The 15,333-nt window shown below is 68.5% G+C and carries 16 protein-coding genes; 10 read left to right on the top strand and 6 right to left on the bottom strand.

Features of this window, described 5'->3' with window-relative positions; all coding sequences use genetic code 11:
* The first annotated feature begins 157 nt into the window (after nt 1–157).
* The 3 genes from JHC79_RS10425 to JHC79_RS10415 all read left to right on the top strand — a co-directional run bounded on the left by JHC79_RS10425 (nt 158) and on the right by JHC79_RS10415 (nt 3,732).
* The gene (locus JHC79_RS10425) at nt 158–1,003 is read left to right on the top strand and encodes a DUF559 domain-containing protein (protein WP_296390357.1); all 846 of its coding nucleotides are present in this window, start codon (nt 158–160) and stop codon (nt 1,001–1,003) included.
* A gap of 171 nt (nt 1,004–1,174) precedes the next feature.
* On the top strand, nt 1,175–2,344 hold the full coding sequence (locus tag JHC79_RS10420; RefSeq protein WP_296390355.1) for an LLM class flavin-dependent oxidoreductase: 1,170 nt from the start codon (nt 1,175–1,177) through the stop codon (nt 2,342–2,344).
* On the top strand, nt 2,341–3,732 hold the full coding sequence (locus JHC79_RS10415) for an NtaA/DmoA family FMN-dependent monooxygenase (RefSeq protein WP_296390353.1): 1,392 nt from the start codon (nt 2,341–2,343) through the stop codon (nt 3,730–3,732). Before JHC79_RS10420 ends, JHC79_RS10415 begins: the two co-directional genes overlap by 4 nt.
* Here the strand turns inward: JHC79_RS10415 and JHC79_RS10410 are convergent.
* Both JHC79_RS10410 and JHC79_RS10405 read right to left on the bottom strand, forming a co-directional pair.
* A complete protein-coding gene (locus JHC79_RS10410; protein ID WP_296390351.1) occupies nt 3,712–4,074 on the bottom strand; it encodes a GNAT family N-acetyltransferase in 363 nt (120 codons plus the stop codon). The two genes, JHC79_RS10415 and JHC79_RS10410, sit on opposite strands and share 21 nt — an antisense overlap.
* Nucleotides 4,074–5,081 carry a pirin family protein gene (locus JHC79_RS10405; protein WP_296390349.1) on the bottom strand — a complete coding sequence of 336 codons (1,008 nt, stop codon included), beginning with the start codon at nt 5,079–5,081 and terminating at the stop codon, nt 4,074–4,076. The genes JHC79_RS10410 and JHC79_RS10405 overlap by 1 nt, the downstream gene beginning before the upstream one ends.
* A gap of 101 nt (nt 5,082–5,182) precedes the next feature.
* On the opposite strand from JHC79_RS10405, the gene JHC79_RS10400 reads away from it, so the two are divergent.
* Nucleotides 5,183–5,638, top strand: coding sequence for a carboxymuconolactone decarboxylase family protein (locus tag JHC79_RS10400; RefSeq protein ID WP_296390347.1), 456 nt, complete (start codon nt 5,183–5,185; stop codon nt 5,636–5,638).
* A 19-nt stretch (nt 5,639–5,657) separates the two neighbouring features.
* Here the strand turns inward: JHC79_RS10400 and JHC79_RS10395 are convergent, their stop codons facing one another.
* Nucleotides 5,658–6,242, bottom strand: a complete 585-nt coding sequence (locus tag JHC79_RS10395; protein WP_296390345.1) for a TetR/AcrR family transcriptional regulator — start codon at nt 6,240–6,242, stop codon at nt 5,658–5,660.
* Nucleotides 6,243–6,338: 96 nt separating this feature from the next.
* Between JHC79_RS10395 and JHC79_RS10390 the strand changes: the two genes are divergently transcribed.
* A complete protein-coding gene (locus tag JHC79_RS10390; RefSeq protein ID WP_296390343.1) occupies nt 6,339–7,595 on the top strand; it encodes an MFS transporter in 1,257 nt (418 codons plus the stop codon).
* Between the two features lie 8 nt (nt 7,596–7,603).
* On the opposite strand, the gene JHC79_RS10385 is transcribed toward JHC79_RS10390, so the two are convergent.
* On the bottom strand, nt 7,604–7,840 hold the full coding sequence (locus JHC79_RS10385) for a hypothetical protein (RefSeq protein WP_296390341.1): 237 nt from the start codon (nt 7,838–7,840) through the stop codon (nt 7,604–7,606).
* A gap of 34 nt (nt 7,841–7,874) precedes the next feature.
* The gene (locus tag JHC79_RS10380) at nt 7,875–8,141 is read right to left on the bottom strand and encodes a lipopolysaccharide assembly LapA domain-containing protein (RefSeq protein ID WP_296390339.1); all 267 of its coding nucleotides are present in this window, start codon (nt 8,139–8,141) and stop codon (nt 7,875–7,877) included.
* A gap of 205 nt (nt 8,142–8,346) precedes the next feature.
* Here JHC79_RS10380 and JHC79_RS10375 point away from each other — a divergent pair, with 205 nt between their 5' ends.
* Both JHC79_RS10375 and JHC79_RS10370 read left to right on the top strand, forming a co-directional pair.
* Nucleotides 8,347–9,519, top strand: coding sequence for an acyl-CoA dehydrogenase family protein (locus tag JHC79_RS10375; protein WP_296390337.1), 1,173 nt, complete (start codon nt 8,347–8,349; stop codon nt 9,517–9,519).
* Between the two features lie 48 nt (nt 9,520–9,567).
* Complete coding sequence (locus JHC79_RS10370) at nt 9,568–10,692, top strand: acyl-CoA dehydrogenase (RefSeq protein ID WP_296390335.1); 1,125 nt, start codon at nt 9,568–9,570, stop codon at nt 10,690–10,692.
* On the opposite strand, the gene JHC79_RS10365 is transcribed toward JHC79_RS10370, so the two are convergent.
* Nucleotides 10,679–12,139, bottom strand: coding sequence for an NAD(P)/FAD-dependent oxidoreductase (locus tag JHC79_RS10365; protein ID WP_296390333.1), 1,461 nt, complete (start codon nt 12,137–12,139; stop codon nt 10,679–10,681). The two genes, JHC79_RS10370 and JHC79_RS10365, sit on opposite strands and share 14 nt — an antisense overlap.
* Before the next feature lie 78 nt (nt 12,140–12,217).
* Here JHC79_RS10365 and JHC79_RS10360 point away from each other — a divergent pair, with 78 nt between their 5' ends.
* The 3 genes from JHC79_RS10360 (at nt 12,218) to JHC79_RS10350 (ending at nt 15,208) form a co-directional block, all read left to right on the top strand.
* Nucleotides 12,218–13,084 (top strand): SDR family oxidoreductase, encoded by an 867-nt coding sequence (locus tag JHC79_RS10360; RefSeq protein ID WP_296390331.1) that lies wholly within the window; start codon nt 12,218–12,220, stop codon nt 13,082–13,084.
* A gap of 61 nt (nt 13,085–13,145) precedes the next feature.
* Nucleotides 13,146–13,607 (top strand): SRPBCC family protein, encoded by a 462-nt coding sequence (locus JHC79_RS10355; RefSeq protein WP_296390329.1) that lies wholly within the window; start codon nt 13,146–13,148, stop codon nt 13,605–13,607.
* A gap of 164 nt (nt 13,608–13,771) precedes the next feature.
* Nucleotides 13,772–15,208: an ankyrin repeat domain-containing protein gene (locus JHC79_RS10350; protein ID WP_296390326.1), complete on the top strand. Its 1,437-nt coding sequence runs from the start codon at nt 13,772–13,774 to the stop codon at nt 15,206–15,208.
* Nucleotides 15,209–15,333: the final 125 nt, after the last annotated feature.

The following is a 15,333-nucleotide window of genomic DNA, read 5'->3' as shown; positions in this document are numbered from 1 at the left end:
GAGTGCCAACAGCCTTTTTAGCACTCGGGTGGGTCGAGTGCAAGGTCGGTGGGGCTGGTGGTGGACAGTTCACCGGCCGCGCAAATCTCGTACCCGACAGTGCACAGATCAGCTCACGCGACCCCATCCGGGCTGGTCCGGTGGCGACACTGCTCACGTGTTCGAACTCGAACAACTGTGTCGCAGCAACGGCGGCGTCGTGTCGCGCGCCCAGCTCGCCACCATCGGCGTGGGCGACGCCGAGGTGAAGCGACTCCTGCGTGGGGGAACACTGCGCCGGCTGCGGCGCGGTTGGTTCGGCAGCGCCCACGCCGATCTGCTCGTGTGCGAAGCGGTGACCTCGGGCGGTGTGCTCACGTGCGTCTCGGCGTTGCAACGGCACGGCATCTGGGTCCCCGAGCACCGGCGGCGTCTCCACGTCCGGGCCGACAACCGTGGAACCCAGGGCCCGAACAACTGCCGACTGTTCGGACCGATCCCGCCGCCGACGTCATCGGTGGACGACGTGGTGACTGCGCTGCGGCATGCGGCACGGTGCCTCGACCACGAGGGGTTCGTGGTGGTCTGCGACTCCGCGCTCAACTCACGTCTCATCACCATCGACGAGCTACGCGCGACGACCGCGGCTGCGCCCGCTCGGGTGCGAGACCTGATCGACCGTTGCGACGGCAACTCCCAGTCCGGCACCGAGACCATGGTGCGGTTGCGACTTCGATCGAAGAACATCGCGGTCACGACCCAGCACCATGTGCCCTCGGTGGGTCATGTCGACCTCCTGGTCGGCGATCGGCTCGTCATCGAAGTCGACAGCGTGGCCCACCACACCGGTGTCGACCGTTACGAATCCGACCGCACACGGGATCGGCTGCTGGCTCAACTCGGATACCTCCCGCTGCGGTTCACCTACCGCCAGGTCGTCCACGACTGGGCGAGCTGCGAGCGGACCGTGGACGACCTGATCAGACGTCGCGAACACCGGGGAATGCCGCGCGGTGTCGTGTGACCGCGGCGAAACTCTGCAGTCAGAGATCCGGCATCGACCATGCATCCATGCCGCTGCTCTCCGAGCAGACTTTCGCCACGTTTCGGCATGTCGCCGTCGAGGGTTGTATTCAGTGTGATTCTCACGGCCGATCCGGGAATCCCGGGACGCCGACCGGTCGTTGGGCCGACCATGACTGCTCCGATTCACCTCGCCGTGGCGCTCGACGGCGCCGGATGGCATCCGGCCGCGTGGCGCGAGGAATCCGCACGACCCACCGAGTTGCTCTCCCCCCGCTACTGGATCGACCAGGTACGCACGGCCCAGGACGGACTGCTGGACCTGGTCACCCTCGAGGACTCGCTGACCCTGCGGCACGGGACCACGCCCGACCACCCGCGCACCGACACCCCCGCCGGGCACCTCGACGCGACGTTGATCGCCAGTCGTGTCGCACCGGCCACCAGTTCGATCGGCATCATCCCGACCGCGGTGGTCACCCACACCGAGCCGTTCCACCTCTCGAAGGCCATCGCAACGCTCGACTACGTGTCGACCGGTCGGGCCGGCGTCCGACTGCGGGTGTCCGGCCGAGACGACGAGGCGCGACTGATCGGTCGACGGGAGATCGGCGACAACCCGCTCGACGACCTGCTCGCCGAGGCGGGCGACTACGCCGAGGTGCTGCGCCGCCTCTGGGACAGCTGGGAGGACGACGCCGAGATCCGCGACGTCGCGACCGGCCGTTTCGTCGACCGCGACAAGCTGCACTACATCGACTTCGAGGGCCGCTTCTTCTCGGTGCGCGGGCCGTCGATCACGCCGCGACCGCCGCAGGGGCAGCCCGTCATCGCCGCGTTGGCCCATCGCGACGAGGTGTACCGCTTCGCCGGTAGAGCCGCCGACCTCACGTTCATCACCCCCCGCGACGCCGAGGACACCCGCGACATCGTCGGCCGGATCGGCGCGGCCCGCGACGCCGCAGGACGCGACGAGGACGGACACGTCTTCGTCGATCTGGCCGTGTTCCTCGGGGCCACCGACGCCGCCGCCGCCGCGCGCAAGGAGCGTCTCGACGACCTTGCCGAGGCCGAGTTCACCAGCGACTCCGAGATCTTCGTCGGGACGGCCGCCGGTCTCGCCGACCGCATCGGCGAGCTGGTCGGGCCGCACACCGGCGCGAGCGGGGTGCGCCTGCGTCCGGGCGCCATCCCCGACGATCTCGAGTCGATCACCCGCGACCTCGTCCCGGAGTTGCAGCGCCGCACCCTGTTCCGAACCGAGTACGCCGAGTCGACGCTGCGTGAGCGCCTCGGCCTGTCCCGTCCCGCCAACCGCTACGCCCAGGCAGGTGCCCGATGAGCTCCCCCACCCCCCGCAAGCAGGTCCACCTCGCCGCGCATTTCCCCGGCGTCAACAACACCACCGTGTGGAGCGACCCGGCCGCGGGCAGCCACATCGAGTTCGAGTCGTTCGCGCACTTCGCCCGGACCGCCGAGCGTGCGAAGTTCGACTTCCTGTTCCTCGCCGAAGGGCTGCGCCTACGCGAGCAGAACGGCCTGATCTACGACCTCGACGTCGTCGGGCGCCCCGACACGTTCGGCATCCTCGCCGCGCTCGCGTCGGTCACCGAGCACCTCGGGCTGACCGGCACGATCAACTCGACCTTCAACGAGCCCTACGAGGTCGCCCGACAGTTCGCCAGCCTCGACCACCTCACCGAGGGCCGCGCCGCATGGAACGTGGTCACGTCCTGGGACGAGTTCACCGGCGAGAACTTCCGGCGGGGAGGCTATCTCGCCAAGGAGGACCGGTACGTCCGGGCCAAGCAGTTCCTGCAGGTCGCCACCGAACTGTGGGACTCGTGGAACACCGACGACGTCGTCGCCGACAAGGCCACCGGCCAGTTCCTGCGTCGAGCCGACGTCGGCGGTTTCCGCCACCAGGACTCGCAGTTCGACATCGCCGGCCAGTTCTCGGTACCCCGCAGCCCGCAGGGCCGTCCGGTGATCTTCCAGGCCGGCGACTCCGAGGAGGGACGCGAGTTCGCGGCGTCGACCGCCGACGCGATCTTCTCGCGTCACTCGACGCTCGATGACGGGCAGGCCTTCTACAAAGACGTCAAGAGCCGCCTGGCCACCTACGGTCGCGGTCACGACGAACTGCTCATCCTGCCCGCCGCGACGTTCATCGTCGGCGACACCGACGCCGACGCTGCGGAATTGGCGCACGAGGTCCGGCTGCAGCAGGTCAGCGGTCAGACCGCGATCAAGTTCCTCGAGCAGATGTGGAACCGCGACCTCTCCGACCACGACCCCGACGGACCGCTCCCGACCATCGATCCGCTACCGGGCGAGAACACCGTCGCGAAGGGACGGGCGAGTGTCCGCATCCACCGGGACCCGCGTGACGTCGCCAACGAGTGGCGCGCGCTCGCCGAGGCGAAGAACCTCTCGACGCGGGAGCTCATCATCGAGGTGACCGGACGTCAGGCGTTCATCGGTTCGGCGCGCACCGTCGCCGAGACGATCAACGAGTTCGTCCAGGCCGACGCCTCCGACGGATTCATCCTCGTCCCCCACGTCACGCCCGGTGGACTCGACCGCTTCGCCGACGAGGTCGTCCCGCTGCTGCAGGAGGCCGGGGTGTACCGCACCGAGTACGAGGGAACGACGTTGCGCGACAACCTCGGTCTCGCGTACCCGTCGCCGACGTCGGCGGAGAACCGCTCAGCCGGCGTGCTCGCGTAGGTACCGCATGACGTGCACGTCGGGCTGATCGACGATGTCGGTGACCTCGTCGTGTTTGCCGACGTAGGCCGCGAACAGCGGGCACACCGGGACGACCCGACGGCCCGCGGCGCGGGTGGCGTCGATCGACCCGCGGACCAGGATCGTGCCGAGTCCGCGTCCGCCGTAGGCCTCGTCGACCTCGGTGTGGAAGAAGATCCGCTGGGCGCCTGCGTCGTCCGTGTCCCGGTCGCGGTACAGCGCGAAACCGACCGTGCCCTCCGGATCGAGCGCGATCTCGAACCGCTGCAGTTCCGGGTTGTCGGTGACGGTGGTCTCGGCGCCGGTCTTGTCGGTGGTCATCAGCTGTCCTGTCGGTGATCGGTCGGGATCTGGGCGCGCGGCGCGGGGTTCGAACGCGGCCGCAGGACGGTGTTCGGCAGGGTCGGCGCCGGGATCCGGTCGTGCGGACCGATGTATCCCTGCACCGATCCGAACCGGTCGGCGTGGGCCTCCCACTGCTCGCGATAGGCGGCGATCTCCTCGTGGGTGCGCCCGACGAAGTTCCACCACATGATGATCTCCTCGGTGAACGGCTCACCGCCCAGCAGCAGGCATCGCGCCGGCACCGATCCGGTGTTCGTGATCGTCACCTCCGACGCCCCGACACCGACGTAGGCGAGATCGCCGTTGGCCAGGTCGGTGTCGGAGACCCGGAGATCGCCCTGGTCGCTGAGCACACCGTGCTCGAAGTCCGGGGACACGTCGAGCGAGATGGTGGCGTGCGGGTCGATGACGATCTCCGCGCCGAGCAGCGGGGTGAACGTGATGACGGGTGATCGCTCGCCCGCGAGCTCGCCGAGAAACACCCGCAGCACCGCGCCGTCGACGGCGACGGGGTCGGGGGCGTGGTGCTGGAAACCGCGCTCGGAGTGCCGCGCCGACTCCGGCAGCGCCACCCACAGCTGTGCACCGTGCAGGATCGTCGTGTCCGGGGTGGAGACCTCCGAATGGGTGATGCCCGCACCCGCCGACATCAGGTTCAGCTCGCCCGGCCGGACCATCGCGTGCACCCCGGCGCTGTCGCGGTGCTCGACCTCGCCGCTGAACAGCCAGCTCACCGTCTGCAGACCGGTGTGCGGATGCGGCGCGACGTCCATGCCCGCGCTGCGCGTGATGTCCTCGGGGCCGTAGTGATCGACGAAGCACCACGCCCCGATCAGAGACCGTTGTCGTTGCGGCAGGGTCCGGCGGACGAGCATCGCCCGGGGCCCGCCGAGCGGCACCTCACGCGCCGTGAGCACCTCGACGCCCGTGGTCGGGGACCCGACACACTCCTGCTCCACCGGGTGTTGCTCCAGATTGCTCATCTGTCGGGCCGCCTTCGCCTGTCGAGCGTCGTCTATCTTGATGTGTGCCAGAACAATACGCCTGCGCGAGTATTCCCGACGCGCACCAGAGAGGGACGACCGTGACCGGTTCGCACATCTACATCGACAAGCAGTCGCCCTCCGCCTACCGCGCGCTGGGCGGTGTCGCGGCCGCGGTCGCCGACGTCGCCCACGACGCCGACCTGCCCCGCATCCTCGTCGAGTTGATCAACCTGCGGGTCTCCCAGATCAACGGATGCGCGTTCTGCCTCGAACTGCACTCCCGCCGCGCGATCGCCGCGGGCGAGACCGTGCAGCGCATCGCCACCCTGCCCGCCTGGCGCGACACCGAGTTGTTCGACGCCACCGAACGCGCCGCACTGCGCCTGGCCGAGATCTGCACCGACCTGCCCTCCCATGACCTCCAGGAGGTCGACTACGAGCGGGCCCGTGAGACGCTCACCGACGACCAGATCTCGGCGGTCCTCTGGGTGGCCATCGCCATCAACGCGTTCAACCGCGTGTCGATCCTCAGCCGACATCCAGTCCGGCAGTGACCGGCCCGGTGCGCTCGCGCTAGTCGGCGAACACGCGCGACGGCACCATCGCAAGAACGTCGGCGACCATCGAGTGCGCGTACCCCTCGTCGGCCGGGAGCCCGAACACGACATGGTGATACAGCGGCGCCACCACATGGTTGAGCACCTGGGCCACCGTCGGCACGGCCTCGCCGCGAGCGGCGGCACGGGCGATCATCGCCGCGGCCTGCTCGTCCCGGATCTCCCAGCACGGACACTGACCGGGCGTGCCCTCGCGGGCACCGACCATCGCGCGGAGATAGACGATGCGTTCGGGCCGGGTGATGTCGGCGACGATGATCCCCGACCAGGTCTCCAGGTCGCCGCGGATGCTCCCGGTGTCGGGCATGGGCTCGTCCCCGGTGAGCGCCGCGACCGCGACCTCCTCGAGCAACGACGACACCGCGCCCCACCGCCGGTAGACGCTCGTCGGGTTGACGCCGGCGCGTTCGGCCACCTGAGGGACGGTCATGGTGTCGCGGAAACCCTCGCTCACCAGCTCACCGACCGCGGCGTAGACAGCGGCCTGCACCCGGGCACTCCGACCGCCGGGGCGTCGGGACGAGGTGCGCGATGTGGTCATGTCTGCCATTATTGCAAACACACTGGCTTTAAGACACCACTCGGTGCTACCTTCTCAAAAAGCAACGATCATTGCTTTAATCGAGGAGTGACTGACATGCAGCGACGTATTCCGCATCCGATCGCCTTCTGGGTGGTCGCACTGATGTCGACGACCGCACTGCTGGCGTCGGCGGCACCGTCCCCGCTCTACCCGGTGTACCAGCAGCTCTGGGGCTTCTCCTCGTTCACGCTGACGATCATCTTCGCGGTCTACGTCGTCGCATTGGTGGGCACACTGCTCACCGTCGGCTCACTCTCCGATCACGTGGGTCGACGCCCGGTCCTGTTCGCCGCCGTCGTCCTGCTGATCGTCAGCATGGTGATCTTCCTCGAGGCCGACGGCGTGGCGCTGCTCATCGTGGCGCGCGTCGTGCAGGGGCTGGCCACCGGCGCGCTGGTGGGAACGATCAGCGCCGCCATGGTCGACCTCGCCCCGAGCCCGCGTCTCGGCGCCCTGTTGAGCAGCGCCAGCCCGCCCGCAGGATTGGCCGCGGGAGCCGTGCTGGCCGGCGTCCTCGTCCAGTACGTTCCCCTGCCCCGCGTGATCGTCTACGTGGTCCTCATCGCCCTGCTCGGCATCTTGCTGGTGACGCTCGCCTTCCTCCCCGAGACGTCGCCGCGACACGGTTTCACGTCGAGACGCCACGTCCTCCAGATCATCTCGCCGAACATCTCGGTACCCGGCTACGCCCGGCTCACGTTCCTGACGGCATTGCCCGCACTGATGGCGAGTTGGGCCCTCGGCGGTCTCTATCTCTCGCTGGGGTCCTCGATCACGGCATCGATCCTCGGCGTCAGCAACCACGCCATCAGCGGCGCGATCCTGTTCGCCTTCTTCGGATGCGCGGCGGTCGCGGCGGCGCTGGCGCAGACCTCATCGACCACGGTCCGATTCACCCTGGGCTTCACCGGCCTCGGAGCAGGGGTGTTGATCTCGATGTTCGCCACCCTGGCGTCGTCCGCACCCGCCTACATCGCCGGGTCGGTCATCGCCGGAATCGGTTGGGGCATCACGCTGATCGGGATGATGTCGTCGATCACCGAGGTCACCGCACCGGCCGATCGGGGTCGCGTCTTCGCCGCGGTCTTCGCGGTCTGCTACACGGCGTTCAGCGTCCCGGCCGTCGTCGCGGGTCTGGCCGTCACCATGTTCGGATTGCGCTCCACCGCAGTGGGATACGCCATATTCATCATGGTGCTCGTCGCCGCCGCCGCGGCCGCGGCGATCGTCAACCTGCGTCGCGCGCCTGCTGCCGAGGTCGCCGCCGACGTGACGGCGACCCCGGCGCAGGAGCCGGTCTCGATCCGCTGATCCCGTTCTCAGTTCCGAGCCCGCGCGACCGCCTTGTCGTCGACCGCCCCCTTGCGGGCGGCCTTCTCGACGCGCTTACGGGAGAACCGACCGAGCCCGGTGAGCACGCGGGAGACGACGGTCCGTCGTCCCTTGCGGCGCTCGATCCGCATGCCGGCGGTCAGACTCAGCCGGGCGACGATCGGTAGAACGAACGCGAGCAACAGGTAGCGATAGATGTAGCGGCGTGCGAGCAGCGGGATCATGTGCGGTCTCCTCGATCAGACGTGAGCGTGCGGGTCACTTGAGCGCACGACGAGCGCGCACCGTTCCGCTGATGATCCACGCGATGACCGCTCCCACGGCTGCACCGATGAGCATCGCCACGCCGAGGCCGAGGTCGAGCTGCCAGGCGAGGAACTCCACGCTGACCTGATCGGTGTTCTGCAGGACAAAGGTCACCACGGCCGCGATCAGCACCACAGCGATCACCAGGGCCACGGTGGTGACGGGTCCGACGGTCCGAGACCTCGTCTTCGTGGGGGCATCGGTGTGGGTGGCGCTCATGGCGGGCCTACTTCCTCGTTGATTTGTGTGCATGTGGGAACAATCGAAGGATTTCAGCACGAGGTATCGACGCAAGCGGCCGTGATGTCACGAGCAGGTCACGAAAAATCACGGAACGATAACGGCGGAGGCCGCCTCGTCCGGTTTCGGAGAAACCCGCTCAGCGCATTTCCGAGTTACCCCTACCGAAGGGTAATAAGGAGGTATGCACCTCGCCCTCACCCCCGATGAAGCGGCGTTCCGCGATGAGATGCGGACCTTCTTCACCACCAAGATCCCCAAAGAGATCCGCGAACGGTCGGCCGCCGGGAACCTGAACTTCCCCGACGACATCGTCACGACCATGCGCATCCTCAATGAAGAGGGCATCGCGACGCCGAACTGGCCCGTCGCCGCCGGCGGCAAGGACTGGACCCCGGTGCAGCGCCACATCTGGCAAGACCAGATGAACCTCGCTGCCGTTCCCGAGCCGCTCGCGTTCAACGCCGCGATGGTCGGCCCGGTGATCGCCCAGTTCGGTTCCCAGGAGATCAAGGACCGCTTCCTGCCCGCGACGGCGAACCTCGACATCTGGTGGTGCCAGGGATTCTCCGAGCCCGAGGCCGGATCCGACCTGGCGTCGTTGAAGACCAAGGCCGTGCGCGACGGCGACCACTACATCGTCAACGGTCAGAAGACCTGGACCACGCTGGCGCAGTACGCCGACTGGATCTTCTGCCTGGTGCGCACCAACCCCGATGCACCGAAGAAGCAGGCGGGCATCAGCTTCCTGCTCATCGACATGAATTCCGAGGGCATCGAGCGCCGGCCCATCCAGCTCATCGACGGTGGCCACGAGGTCAACGAGGTGTGGTTCACCGACGTCCGCGTCCCGGTGGAGAACCTCGTCGGTGAGGAGAACGCCGGCTGGAGCTATGCGAAGTTCCTGCTGTCGAACGAGCGCGGCGGTATCGCGCGGGTGTCGTACAACAAGATCCGACTGGCCCGGGCCAAGGAGATCGCCGCGTCGATCTCCACCCCGAACGGCTCCCTGCTCGACGACCCCTTCACCCGTGCGCGGTTCGTCGAACTCGAGAACGCCCTGCTCGCACTGGAACTCACGCAGTTGCGTGTCGTCGCGTCCGACGGCGACGGCAAGCCCAACCCGGTGTCGTCGGTGCTCAAGCTGCGCGGCAGCGAGATCACCCAGGAGGTCACCGAGCTGATGACCGACCTCGCAGGCACCGACTCGCTGACGGTCTTCGAGCCCGCGGTCGACGACTCGGAATGGGCCCACCTCGCGATGCCGACCTACCTGAACACCCGCAAGGTCTCGATCTACGGCGGGTCGTCGGAGGTCCAGCGCACCATCATCGCCTCGGGGATCCTCGGCCTGTAGAGAGCCGGACACCCCCTCCCGACACCAGTCACGACAAGAGAGTCACCCATGGATTTCGAATTGACCGAGGAGCAGTCGCTCCTGCGCGACACCGCCCGCGAGGTGCTCGGACGCGCCTACGACGTCGAGAAGCTGCGTGCCGTGGCCGAGACCGATCGCGGTTGGAGTGAGGACGTCTGGTCCTCCATCGCCGAGATCGGGATCCTCGGCCTGCCGTTCACCGAGGAGGACGGCGGCGCCGGAGCCGGATTCGCCGAGACAGCGGTCGTCGCCGGGGAGTTCGGCCGCTCGCTGGCACCCGAGCCGTTCATCACCGGGATGGCGACGCCGGGCGTGGCGATCGCCGCGATCACCGACGACACCCTGCGCGGCGAGATCGTCGGCGCCGTCTCCGAGGGCGAGCTCGTCCTGGCCTGGGCGCACGACGAGCCCGGTGACCGGTGGCCCGCATCGGCCCTGGCGACCACCGCCACCGCGTCCGGCGGCGGCTACACCCTGACCGGCACCAAGGGCCCGGTGCTCGCAGGCGATGTCGCCGGGAAGATCGTCGTCACCGCCACGCTCGATGGCGCACCGGCACTGTTCCTCGTCGACGCCGACGCCTCGGGAGTGACCCGCACCGCCCTGCGAACGCACGATCGTCGTCGCGCCGCTCGGATCACCCTCGACGGCGCCACCGCGACCGCACTGCCGGTCGACGACGTGGCCGCGGTGATCACCAAGGCCGAGGTCGTCACCCAGACTCTGCTGTGCGCCGAGGCCGTCGGCGCGATGGAGGAGGCGCTGAACCAGACGACCGAATATCTGAAGTCGCGCAAGCAGTTCGGGGTGCCGCTCAAGACCTTCCAGGCGCTCACCCACCGTGCGTCGAACATGTACGTCGAACTTGAGCTGGCACGCAGCATCAGCACCTACGCGTCGATGCGTCTCGCCGACGACGACGTCGACCCGGCCACGGCCTCGCGTGCGAAGCTGCAGATCTGCCACTCGGCACGACTGATCGGTCAGGAGACCATCCAGCTCCACGGCGGTATCGGCCTCACCGCCGAGTACCCGGTGGGCCACGTCGTGAGCCGCCTGACCGCGATCGCTCACACTCTCGGCGGCGCAGACGACCACCTGCGAGCCCTGTCGGAGTCGGTCGCCGACCACGACATGCTCACGCTGATCTGAGCGGCAGCGCCACCATCCGGTAGTCCGACTCGCGCGGCGTCCGGACCATCGACGCGTACCGGGTCATGAACCCCGGCCAGTTGTGGGTGTCCCGCCCGTCTGCGTCCAGGTACCAGTTGGAGCACCCGGACTGCCACACCGAGTTCACTTGGCGCGCATGCAGTTCGCTGCGCCAACGCTCGAGGGCAGCCGTGGTGACCTCCATCGCGGCACCCGGGGTCCGGGACAGGCGTGACACCGCGGCGACGATGTGGTCGGACTGCGCCTCGAGCATGAACGTGATCGAGCCGGTGCCCAGGTTCGTGTTCGGGCCGTAGACCAGGAAGAAGTTCGGGAACCCCGGCACCGCGACACCGAGATGCGCGAGGGCTCCACCGTCCCAGGTCTGCGCCAGGTCGATGCCGTCGACCCCGGTCACCTCGAGTGTTCCCAGGTGCGCCGTCCGAAAGCCGGTGGCGTAGATGATGACGTCGACGCCGTGGTGGCCGGTCGCGGTGGACAGGCCCGTCGCGGAGCACTCCGTGATCGGCTCGGTCACCAGCGTGACGTCGTCGCGGGCGAACGCGTCGTGGTACTCGCTGGAGATCAGGATGCGTTTGCAGCCGAGGTTGTGATCCGGCGTGAGACCTGCGCGCGTGGCATCGTCCAGACCACGTCGCGCGAGCGCTCGGGCGTGCACCCTCTCGAGCGGCCGCATCAACCGCGGCCACTTCCAGAAGAAGACACCGAAGACCTCGAATGTCCACCAGATAGCGGCCCGTGCAAGCGATCTCAACGCCGGCACAGCGCGGTACACCCGGTGCAGCCGATCTCCGTACGGCGCGTCGGGCTTGTCGAACACGTAGGGCGCCGACCGTTGGAACACGACCAACTCGCCGACGGTGTCGGCGATCGCGGGGATGACCTGGACCGCGCTCGCCCCGGTCCCGACCACCGCCACCCGACGGCCCTCCAGATCGACGTCGCGGCGCCAGCGCGCTGTGTGCATGCTCGGACCCTCGAAGTCGTCGAGGCCCGGTATCGGCGGGTAGCCGGGGACGTTGAGCTGACCGGTCGCGCCGACGACCACGTCGGCGGTGAGCTGCTCGCCCTCGGCCAGGGTCAGAGTCCACTCCGCACCCGTCCACCGAACCGCCTCGACGGTGACGCCGAGTCGGAGGTGTCCGGCGATCCCGGCCTCGTCGACACATCGCCGCAGGTATCTCTGGATCTCCGGCCCCGGGGCGAAGCGCCGCGACCAGTCGGTGGTCTGCGCGAACGAGTAGCTGTACACGTGTGACGGGGCGTCGCAGGCGGCGCCCGGGTAGGTGTTCGCCCACCACGTACCGCCCACGTCGGGGTGTGAGTCGAACACGGTGAACGAGTGGTGACCCGCCGCAGCCAGCTTCAGCGCGACGCAGACGCCGCCGAACCCGGCTCCGATGATGGCGATGTGGATGTCGGTCACACCTGAGGCTGACACCGGCCCCAGACGGAGTCAAGGATTTCTCGGACATTCGTCTGGACACCCGTCTATTGTGGCCGCATGATCGGAAACGTGCTGGTGGTGATCGGTGTCGGCGGCATGGGAGAAGCCATCGCACGACGTCTCGGATCCGGCCGACCGGTTGTTCTAGCCGACCACGACGACGCTCGACTGCAGGCACTGAGTTCGACCATGCGCCGCCAGGGCTACGACGTACGTGATCACGCGGTCGACGTCAGCGACCGGGCATCGGTCCGCGAGCTCGCCGCCTTCGCCGCCGGATCGGGCCCGGTCACCGCGGTCGCGCACACCGCGGGTCTGTCGCCGGCGCAGGCATCGGCCGAGCGGATCGCCGCGGTCGACCTGGTGGGCGTAGCGCTGTCGCTCGACGAGTTCGGCGAGATCATCGCCCCCGGGGGCGCCGGGGTCTACATCTCGAGCATCGCCGGCCACATCTTCCGCGACGCAGTCGACGCGGCGACAGCTGCGACGTTCGCGACCGCCCCGGCCGAGGAACTGGCGGCCGTCGGGCTGCTGTCCATGCCCGACGTACCCGCCGACCTCGCGCGGGCGATGACCTACGGATACGCCAAGCGCGCCAACCAGATCCGCGTCCAGGCCCAGGCGCCACGCTGGGGCGACCGCGGAGCACGGGTCAACTCGATCAGTCCCGGTGTGGTGGCCACCCCGATGGGCTGGGACGAGTTCGAGGCCGACTTCGCCCACGACGCATACAAGTCCATGGTCACCGACAACGCTGCCGGGCGATTCGGCACCGCCGAGGACGTGGCCGCGGCCGCCGACTTCCTGCTCGACTCGACGAAGTCGAGCTTCATCTCCGGCGTCGACCTGCTCGTCGACGGCGGAACGCTCGCCGGGATCAGCACCGGACGGGTGTCGATGTCCGCGGCCGAGAACCGGACATGACGGGCGGAGTCGCTAGACTCCACGCACGCACCGTCGCGCCCGGACACCAGGAGATCCCCCCATGGCAGCACCGCTGATCGAAGCCTCGACCGACATCAAGGCCAGCCCCGAGAAGGTCTGGTCGATCGTCTCCGACCTGGCGCGCATGGGCGAGTGGAGCCCGCAGTGCCGCAAGATCATCGTGCGCGGCGGCAGCGTCGGCCCCGGCACGAGGACCATCAACATCAACAAGCGCGGGCTGCTCGTGTGGCCGACCACCGCGAAGGTGGTGACCTTCGAGCCGAACCGCGAGATCGCCTACCGGATCACCGAGAACCGCACGGTGTGGGGCTTCGAGATCACCCCGTCCGCCGACGGCGTGACGCTGACCGAGCGACGGGTCGCCGCCGGCGGCAAGACCACCGCGATCTCGGCGTTCCTGATCGACAAGACCATGGGCGGCACCGACAACTTCGACGTCGAACTCGAAGAAGGCGTCAAGGAGACGCTGGCCAAGATCAAGGCGGCCGCCGAGCGCGGTTGATCTCTGGACCTGCGCGCGCCGTCGCACTACTCTGGTCGGCGGCGCCTGCAGGACGCCTCCGGGTCCGCGGACAGGGCTGAGCCCACCTGCAGATCGAACCTTATCGAGGCCAACCACTCCTTTCGGCCTGTTCTGCGGACCACAGGCGACGAGAGGAGCCTGTCATGGCTGTTGCGCATCTCCCAGAACGCCCGGATCTCGGTCAGCTGCGTAGGCAGGCCCGTGAGTTCCAACGCGCGGTCCGTGGCGGCGAGCCCGACGCCCTCGCGGAAGCCGCGTTGGAGCGTCCCGATCCTGAATTCCCGCTCGCCCGAGCGCAATCGGTGACCGCGCGTCGCTACGGTTTTGTCAGTTGGCCGCGCCTCGTCCGACATGTCGAGGCCATCCGGGCCCGCTTCTGGGAGTACCGCGAGCCCGCCGCTGATGCGTCTCCGACGGATCGGTTCCTGCGCCTGGCCTGTCTGAACTACGCCGCCGACGATCCCACTCGCCCGGCGCAGGCCATGGCGGTGCTGTCGGAGAATCCGACGTTGCCGAGCACCGATCCGGCCGTGGCCGCAGTTGTCGGCGACGTCGCTGCCATTCGAGTGGCGTTGTCGCGCAGCGCATCCGTCGCGACTGATCCGACGGGACCGTTCGGATGGTCCCCACTGATGTACCTGGCCTACGGACGGGTGCCGACCGACGCCGCGGACACGATCGGTGCGGCCACCCTGCTGCTCGACGCGGGGGCCGACGTGAACGACGGTCGGTTCTTCGACGGGCTGCCCATCCCGTTCACCGTGTTGACCGGCGTCTTCGGCGGCGGCGAGCAGGCCCAACCGCCCCATCGCCATTCGACCGCCCTCGCTCGCGTGTTGCTCGAACGGGGCGCGGAACCCAATGACGCTCAAACGCTGTACAACCGGATGTTCACCGCCGACGACGACTTTCTCGAGGTGTTGTTCGGGTTCGGCCTCGGCGCCGGTGACGGCGGACGGTGGCGGCACGCGGTACCGGACCTGCTGCCGTCACCCACCGACGCCGTTCGGGGTCTCCTCGAGTGGGCGGTGAATCACGACCAGATCGACCGGGTCGAGCTGCTCGCCCGGCACGGTGTCGATGTCATGAGTCCGCTGAGCAACGGCCGTACCCCGATGGAGAACGCCGTCGCCAACGGTCACACACGGCTCGCTGACCGCCTCGAGGCGCTCGGCGCCGCGGTTCCGGTCCTCGACCCGGCCGAAGCGTTCGTGGCGGCGGTGATGTCGGGCGACGCGGGTGTCGTCCGGGGTGTCGACGACGCGGTGATCGCCACCGTCCGTCGAGATCGACCAGAACTGATCGTGTGGGCGGCCGGGCACGGACGCGTCACGTCCATGGAGCTGCTCGTCGAGTCCGGTTTCGACATCGACGCCCTCGGACGATCGGACCTGCCGGTGTCGCAACCGTGGCAGACCGCGTTGCACACCGCGGTCGAACGCGACGACGCCGCGATGATCGCGCGACTGCTCGAACTCGGTGCCGACCGCACGGTGCGCGACGCCCGGTTCGACGCGACGCCCGCACAGTGGGCCGATCATCTCGGCCACGACGATCTCGTCGAACTGTTCGGGTCGTGACGACGGCCCGCGCCGGGGCGGCCGCATCGGTTCGGCGGCCACCCCGGGCAACGGTCGTCGCGGTGTCATCTGTGGACCGATGAGTCAGCGAATGTCGACGATCACGAGGACTCGGTGTCTCGGCC

The sequence above is a fragment of the Williamsia sp. genome (genome assembly GCF_016462415.1).
Classification (GTDB): Bacteria; Actinomycetota; Actinomycetes; order Mycobacteriales; family Mycobacteriaceae; genus Williamsia_A.
Note: the sequence above shows the minus strand (reverse complement) of the source record. Positions and strands in the feature narration are given on the sequence as shown.

Excerpts from the sequence above, each read along its gene's own strand:
- JHC79_RS10380 (WP_296390339.1), bottom strand. The coding sequence starts at position 8,141 with ATGAGCGCCACCCACACCGATGCCCCCACGAAGACGAGGTCTCGGACC.
- JHC79_RS10415 (WP_296390353.1), top strand. The coding sequence starts at position 2,341 with ATGAGCTCCCCCACCCCCCGCAAGCAGGTCCACCTCGCCGCGCATTTC.
- JHC79_RS10385 (WP_296390341.1), bottom strand. The coding sequence starts at position 7,840 with ATGATCCCGCTGCTCGCACGCCGCTACATCTATCGCTACCTGTTGCTC.
- JHC79_RS10395 (WP_296390345.1), bottom strand. The coding sequence starts at position 6,242 with ATGACCACATCGCGCACCTCGTCCCGACGCCCCGGCGGTCGGAGTGCC.
- JHC79_RS10370 (WP_296390335.1), top strand. The coding sequence starts at position 9,568 with ATGGATTTCGAATTGACCGAGGAGCAGTCGCTCCTGCGCGACACCGCC.
- JHC79_RS10420 (WP_296390355.1), top strand. The coding sequence starts at position 1,175 with ATGACTGCTCCGATTCACCTCGCCGTGGCGCTCGACGGCGCCGGATGG.
- JHC79_RS10360 (WP_296390331.1), top strand. The coding sequence starts at position 12,218 with ATGATCGGAAACGTGCTGGTGGTGATCGGTGTCGGCGGCATGGGAGAA.
- JHC79_RS10410 (WP_296390351.1), bottom strand. The coding sequence starts at position 4,074 with ATGACCACCGACAAGACCGGCGCCGAGACCACCGTCACCGACAACCCG.
- JHC79_RS10355 (WP_296390329.1), top strand. The coding sequence starts at position 13,146 with ATGGCAGCACCGCTGATCGAAGCCTCGACCGACATCAAGGCCAGCCCC.
- JHC79_RS10375 (WP_296390337.1), top strand. The coding sequence starts at position 8,347 with ATGCACCTCGCCCTCACCCCCGATGAAGCGGCGTTCCGCGATGAGATG.
- JHC79_RS10390 (WP_296390343.1), top strand. The coding sequence starts at position 6,339 with ATGCAGCGACGTATTCCGCATCCGATCGCCTTCTGGGTGGTCGCACTG.
- JHC79_RS10350 (WP_296390326.1), top strand. The coding sequence starts at position 13,772 with ATGGCTGTTGCGCATCTCCCAGAACGCCCGGATCTCGGTCAGCTGCGT.
- JHC79_RS10405 (WP_296390349.1), bottom strand. The coding sequence starts at position 5,081 with ATGAGCAATCTGGAGCAACACCCGGTGGAGCAGGAGTGTGTCGGGTCC.